This is a genomic window from Pseudomonas sp. (assembly GCF_050739655.1).
In the GTDB taxonomy this organism is placed as follows: domain Bacteria; phylum Pseudomonadota; class Gammaproteobacteria; order Pseudomonadales; family Pseudomonadaceae; genus Aquipseudomonas.
Genome location: NZ_JBOIBY010000020.1, coordinates 1 through 5,687 on the forward strand (window position 1 = coordinate 1; position 5,687 = coordinate 5,687).

At 56.2% G+C, this 5,687-nt stretch carries 5 protein-coding genes and 1 pseudogene; 5 read left to right on the forward strand and 1 reads right to left on the reverse strand.

The annotated features are described in order from the left end of the window. Positions 1–158: pseudogene (locus ACRESJ_RS00935) on the forward strand (methylmalonate-semialdehyde dehydrogenase (CoA acylating)); the annotation flags it as partial. 310 nt (positions 159–468) lie between these two features. Here the strand turns inward: ACRESJ_RS00935 and ACRESJ_RS00940 are convergent. Continuing rightward, positions 469–933: an Lrp/AsnC family transcriptional regulator gene (locus tag ACRESJ_RS00940; protein ID WP_431756198.1), complete on the reverse strand. Its 465-nt coding sequence runs from the start codon at positions 931–933 to the stop codon at positions 469–471. A gap of 166 nt (positions 934–1,099) precedes the next feature. Here ACRESJ_RS00940 and ACRESJ_RS00945 point away from each other — a divergent pair, with 166 nt between their 5' ends. The 4 genes from ACRESJ_RS00945 to ACRESJ_RS00960 all read left to right on the forward strand — a co-directional run. Continuing rightward, complete coding sequence (locus ACRESJ_RS00945) at positions 1,100–2,350, forward strand: Zn-dependent hydrolase (RefSeq protein WP_431756199.1); 1,251 nt, start codon at positions 1,100–1,102, stop codon at positions 2,348–2,350. A gap of 77 nt (positions 2,351–2,427) precedes the next feature. Next, positions 2,428–3,651 carry a diaminopropionate ammonia-lyase gene (locus ACRESJ_RS00950; RefSeq protein WP_431756200.1) on the forward strand — a complete coding sequence of 408 codons (1,224 nt, stop codon included), beginning with the start codon at positions 2,428–2,430 and terminating at the stop codon, positions 3,649–3,651. 77 nt (positions 3,652–3,728) lie between these two features. Continuing rightward, positions 3,729–5,366 (forward strand): APC family permease, encoded by a 1,638-nt coding sequence (locus tag ACRESJ_RS00955; RefSeq protein ID WP_431756201.1) that lies wholly within the window; start codon positions 3,729–3,731, stop codon positions 5,364–5,366. Positions 5,367–5,381: 15 nt separating this feature from the next. After that, positions 5,382–5,687, forward strand: a 306-nt coding sequence (locus tag ACRESJ_RS00960; protein ID WP_431756202.1) for a M20/M25/M40 family metallo-hydrolase, incomplete at its 3' end; no start/stop codon positions are given.

Consider the following 5,687-nt stretch of genomic DNA (forward strand, 5'->3'; position numbering starts at 1 on the left):
ACAGCTTCGGCGGCTGGAAGCGTTCTCTGTTCGGTGACCTGCACGCTTACGGCCCCGACGGTGTGCGCTTCTACACCCGCAAGAAAGCCATCACTCAGCGCTGGCCGCAACGCACCAGCCACGAAGCAGCGCAATTCGCCTTCCCGAGCAATAGCTAAAGGCACCTGTTCGAGTGACAGCGTCATCACTGGTCAGACTGGGATTTGAGATGGCGCTGTTGCTTGCACCCGTAGAGATTCTACGGTTTACCCGCTAACCATTTTGGTTAGCGGGCTCCTCACCAGGACCCCTTCGTCTAAAGCTCTGGCTTGAGACCTGGCCGCTATCACACTGGCGGCCTTTTTTTGCGCTGGTTTTAGCGAAATCAAGCCTACTTCTTAGAGAGCCAAGTCTTTCATTCCTTTGGTAGGCGTGGTGGAGGCTGCTAATCATGTCTGCTATTCGCTGTCGGGAGGCAATATCGAAGCTTCAATCGGAGGTAGGTACAAACATCCCCGTCTTCACGTTGCTCATCGAAACCAAGGTTTTGAAGCGCTTGACGTTGTTGCTTTCGAAAAACAATTCTCGGGTGAGCTGGGTGTATTGCTCCATGTTCTTCACGAGCATGATCAGCACGAAGTCGCATTCTCCGGCGACATAAAAGCACTGCTGAACCTGGGGGCAGGCAAGGAACGCTTTCTTCATGTCGTCCAACAAGTCCAGCCGCTCGTTCTCCACCTCCACCTCGGCAATTACGGTGAGCGTATAGCCCAACATTTCCGCGCTCACCTGAGCGATCGTGCTTTGTATGACACCATCAGCGGACATCTTCTTCAGGCGTCTGTTTACCGCAGCGGAGGACAGATTGACCTTGGCTCCAAGATCCAGCTGTGAGGTACCCGCGTCGCGCTGTACTGCATCGAGTAGCGCCATATCGAAGTGGTCAAGTGTCATTGAGCGCTGTCCGTAATCGAGGGGCGTGAAATGCCAGAAAAACGCAATGAAAATTCATTTATCCACTAAAAATCAAGCTTTTCGTACGCTCAAAGCGAATAAAATTCCTCCATGAACAAGAATATGGCATGAGAGCCAAGGCTCCGCATCACTGGAGGAAAGTCGGATGACCACGGGTAAAAAACTGCAGTTGAACGGTTCATTACTACTTCAGCAGATCCACGCGCTTGGACAAATTGGCGCGGACGCCGAACATGGTGGAAGAACCAGGATCGCGCTGACGGATGCTGAAAAAGATGGGCGCGACCTTGTGGTTGGCTGGATGCGTGACCTTGATCTCGACATTCAGATCGACCGTATCGGCAACGTCTTCGGCACTCTGCGCTCACCAAGCGACGATGGTGATCAACATCCGCTCATGATGGGTTCGCACATCGATACCGTGACGAACGCAGGTGCGCTTGATGGCTGCTATGGGGTATTGGCCGGGCTCGCGGTCATTCGCGCCTACCGTGATGCGGGCATTCTGCCTGAGCGTTCAATTACGGTCGGAGCGTTCACCAATGAAGAGGGCGTTCGATATCAGCCCGATATGATGGGCTCGCTTGTGTACGCAGGCGGTCTGTCGGTGGAAGACGCGCTGGACACGATCGGTACCGACGGTACGCGACTTGGCGACGAACTGAAGCGTATCGGTTATGCCGGTTCGCTTGAACCAGGTGCGATCGTTCCGCATGAGTACATCGAGCTGCACATTGAGCAGGGGCCTATCCTCGAGGCCGAAAATACCTTGATTGGCGTTGTCGAGAACCTGCAAGGGATTTCCTGGCAGCAGGTTGAAGTGAAGGGCAATGCCAACCATGCGGGTACCACCCCGACGCGTCTGCGGCATGACGCGGGCTTTGTCGCCAGCTCGATCGTGGCAGAACTTCGGGCCATTGCTGTGGAGGCAGGCACTACGCTCGCGACGGTGGGTTGCATGAAGTTCGAACCCAATGTGATCAACGTTATCCCTCGCAGAGCGACCTTTACGGTCGACCTGCGCGATCCCGATGAGGAGCTGCTGGTCAGTGCAGAAAACCGGCTGAGTACGTACCTCGCCGAGCTGGCTGAACAAGAAGGTGTGACCATCACCACTGAGCGCCTTGTGCGTTTTGAACCTGTGATTTTTAACGCTGAGCTTGCTGATGAGATTGAAGCCTCTGCCAAGCGTTTTGGCTTCAGCAATCGCCGAATGACATCGGGTGCAGGTCATGATGCGCAGATGATCGCCCGCATGGCGCCGGCGGCGATGATCTTTGTTCCCAGCCGCGGCGGTATCAGTCACAACCCTCGTGAGCATACCGACGATGACCAGTTGATCCAGGGCGCACTGGTGCTGCTCGACGTCGTCAGCCGTCGCCTCACCGCTTCCTGATTCCCCTATCTATCCCAACCCGCTGAGGTCTGCTTCAGCGGTATGGGTTTCCTGTTACCTGTTGAAAGGAGCGCCGAATGTTTATTGCTAACCCAAAAGCCAGCTGCCTGCCGTATCCAGAATCTCTGAAATCGGTCATGAGCATCGTCAAGGCCAACGAGAGCCGCCAGTGGCTGTCCCAGTGGTCTCGACTGAACGCTGGAGCAACGCCGCTTTACTCTCTGCCTGATCTGGCCGAAGAGCTTGGAGTGGCTGAAGTCCTTATCAAAGACGAGTCCGTGCGTTCGGTGTTGGGGAGCTTCAAAGCGCTGGGTGCCCCAATTGCATTGGTTCGTCTGATTCTTCGGAATTTCCCTGAACAGCACTTCGATCCCCGTGGGCTGCTGGAAGGTAAGTACGCTGATGCATTGGCGGACTTCACCGTGATCAGCGCCACCGATGGGAACCACGGCAAAGGGCTGGCAGCTGCAGCTCAAAGCATTGGTTGCCGTTGTGTCATCGTGCTGCATGCAAATGTCAGTATCGAGCGCGAGGATGCCATCGCGGCCTACGGCGCGAAGATCATCCGTATCAAAGGCAACTATGACGAGTCGGTCGAGGAAGCGGCCTCGCTGGCCGCAACCAACGATTGGATTGTCGTTTCCGATACCTCCTACGAAGGTTATGAAGTGATCCCGCGCGATGTCATGCAGGGTTACGGAACCATTGCGGCTGAGATCATTGAGGCGACGGCAGGTGAAGCGGCAAAACCTGTATTCACCCATGTCTTCCTTCAGGGGGGTGTCGGCGGTCTGGCGGCTGGAATTGTGAGCTACCTGTGGGAGCAGTATGGCGAAGCTCGCCCGACTTTCGTCATGGTTGAGCCAGCGCAGGCTGACTGCTTGTACCAGAGCGCGCTTCAAGGGAAACCTGCCAAGGCAACAGGCTCGGTGGACTCGGTCATGGCCGGTCTGGCGTGTGGCGAAACCTCCCCTCTGGCCTGGCGTTTCCTTGAGTCCAGTGTCGATTTCTTCATGACCATCCAGGACGACGAAGCCGTAGCGGCAATGCGTCGCCTCGCTGCTGGCAGCGCTCGGGATATCCCGCTGGTTGCGGGTGAATCCAGTGTCGCTGGACTGGCCGGCCTTATCCGGTTGGTCAAAGGAGAAAGCACGGCGACAGACATGGGTCTCAACTCCAACTCCCGTGTCCTATTCATCAGCACAGAGGGTGCTACCGCCCCCGGCGTCTACGCCGATCTGCTGGGCGAGACTGATGCATCCGTCCTTGGACGCCAGAAGGCTTGGGCGCCTGGCGTCTGATCATGTTTGTAAATTCACCCAAGGGCTGAGCTTTCAGCCCTTGGCGGCTCCACACAAAAAAAATAATCGGAGATTCCATGAACAAAATAAAACGCGACATCAGCCCTTGGTCGCTGATGTTGACCGGTCTCGGATCCATCATCGGCTCAGGCTGGCTCTTTGGGGCCTGGCATGCTTCGGCCATAGCCGGGCCGGCTGCGATCCTGGCATGGATCATTGGTGCAGTGGTCGTGCTTGCGATCGCCCTGACATACGCAGAAATGGGCGCCATGTTCCCGGAGTCCGGTGGCATGGTGAGATATGCACGGTATTCTCATGGTTCGCTGGTTGGCTTCCTGGCTGCGTGGGCAAACTGGATTTCCATCGTTGCCGTCATTCCCATCGAGGCGATTGCCTCGATCCAGTACATGGCCTCCTGGTCATTTCCCTGGGCAAGAGCGTTGGTGCACCAAGGCGAACTGACCAGCAGTGGGCTGGTCGGCAGTGCAGCCTTGGTGATGGTGTACTTCGGCCTCAATTATTGGGGGGTGAAGCTCTTCGTGAAGACCAACACGGCAATCACGGTATTCAAGCTGGTGGTGCCTGCATTGACCGCTGTGGCGCTGATGGCGACGAGCTTCAACACCGGGAACTTTGGTGACGGTTCGATATCGAGCTTTGCTCCATATGGCTGGTCAGCCGTCTTTACGGCCGTGGCCGCCAGCGGCATCGTTTTCAGCTACAACGGATTTCAGAGCCCTGTGAGCCTCGCGGGTGAAGCCCGCAATCCTGGGCGTAGCATCCCGTTTGCTTTGATCGGTTCGGTGGTGATCGCGTTGATCATCTACGTGGCGCTGCAGATTGCCTTCATCGGTGCGGTAAGCCCCGAGAGCATTGCATCGGGTTGGCACAACCTGAGCTTTGATTCGCCATTGGCACAACTTGCACTGGCACTGAACCTCAACTGGCTGGCGATGCTGCTCTATCTGGACGCGTTCGTGAGTCCATCGGGTACAGGGTCGATCTATACCGCGACTACTGCTCGAATGATCTACGCGATGGAGAAGAACAACACGCTCCCCAAAATTTTCGGCAACCTCCATCCACTCTATGGTGTCCCGCGTCAAGCGATGTGGCTGAACTTGGCGGTGAGCTTCATCTTCCTGTTCTTCTTCCGGGGATGGGGCACGCTGGCTGCCGTGATCTCAGTCGCTGTGATCATTTCGTTCCTGACCGGCCCCATTAGCTTGATGTCATTGCGAGTCCATGCACCTGAGGTCAAACGTCCCCTGCGATTGAAAGGCATGGGCATCATTGCTCCATTCGCCTTCATCTGTGCGTCTTTGGTGCTGTACTGGGCTCGTTGGCCATTGACGGGTCAGGTCATCCTCCTGGTGATCGGTGCTCTGCCCATCTATTTCTACTACCAAGCCAAAAGCGGCTGGTTGGGGTTTGCTCGTGAGCTTCGTGCCGCGATCTGGTTGATCGGCTATCTGCCAGCGATGGCGTTGGTGTCCTACATCGGTAGTGAAGCATTTGGAGGGATTGGCATCCTGCCTGAGGGTGTGGATATGGCAGTTGTAGCGGCTGTTGCGTTGGCTTTCTACCGGCTGGGGGTCAGCAGTGGCTATCGCACCCCTTATCTAAGCGAAAGCGTCATCTGGCAGAACAACGAGCCTGCGGATGCAGCAGTTCCTGCTCAGCCGTCTGATCAAAGCCCTTCGTTGGCCAAGTAATAGGAGAGTTCAAGCATGAGCAATGGCCAAGAGTTTGAGCAGCGCCTCAAGCAGTGGCGACATACATTTCATCGCCACCCTGAAACCGGATTCGAAGAGTTCACCACCTCGGACGAGGTCGCAAGAATCCTCACGGATTTAGGGTTGGAGGTGCACAGGGGAATAGGCGGAACAGGCGTGGTTGCAAGCCTGACAGTCGGAGAGGGTTCTGGGGTAATCGGGCTTCGCGCCGACATGGATGCCCTGAACATCACTGAACAGGCGCAAGGGCGCGACTATGCTTCCTGCAACCATGGAAAAATGCATGCCTGTGGCCATGAC

Coding starts and splice junctions, on each gene's coding strand:
- ACRESJ_RS00940 (WP_431756198.1), bottom strand. CDS start 933: ATGACACTTGACCACTTCGATATGGCGCTACTCGATGCAGTACAGCGC.
- ACRESJ_RS00950 (WP_431756200.1), top strand. CDS start 2,428: ATGTTTATTGCTAACCCAAAAGCCAGCTGCCTGCCGTATCCAGAATCT.
- ACRESJ_RS00955 (WP_431756201.1), top strand. CDS start 3,729: ATGAACAAAATAAAACGCGACATCAGCCCTTGGTCGCTGATGTTGACC.
- ACRESJ_RS00945 (WP_431756199.1), top strand. CDS start 1,100: ATGACCACGGGTAAAAAACTGCAGTTGAACGGTTCATTACTACTTCAG.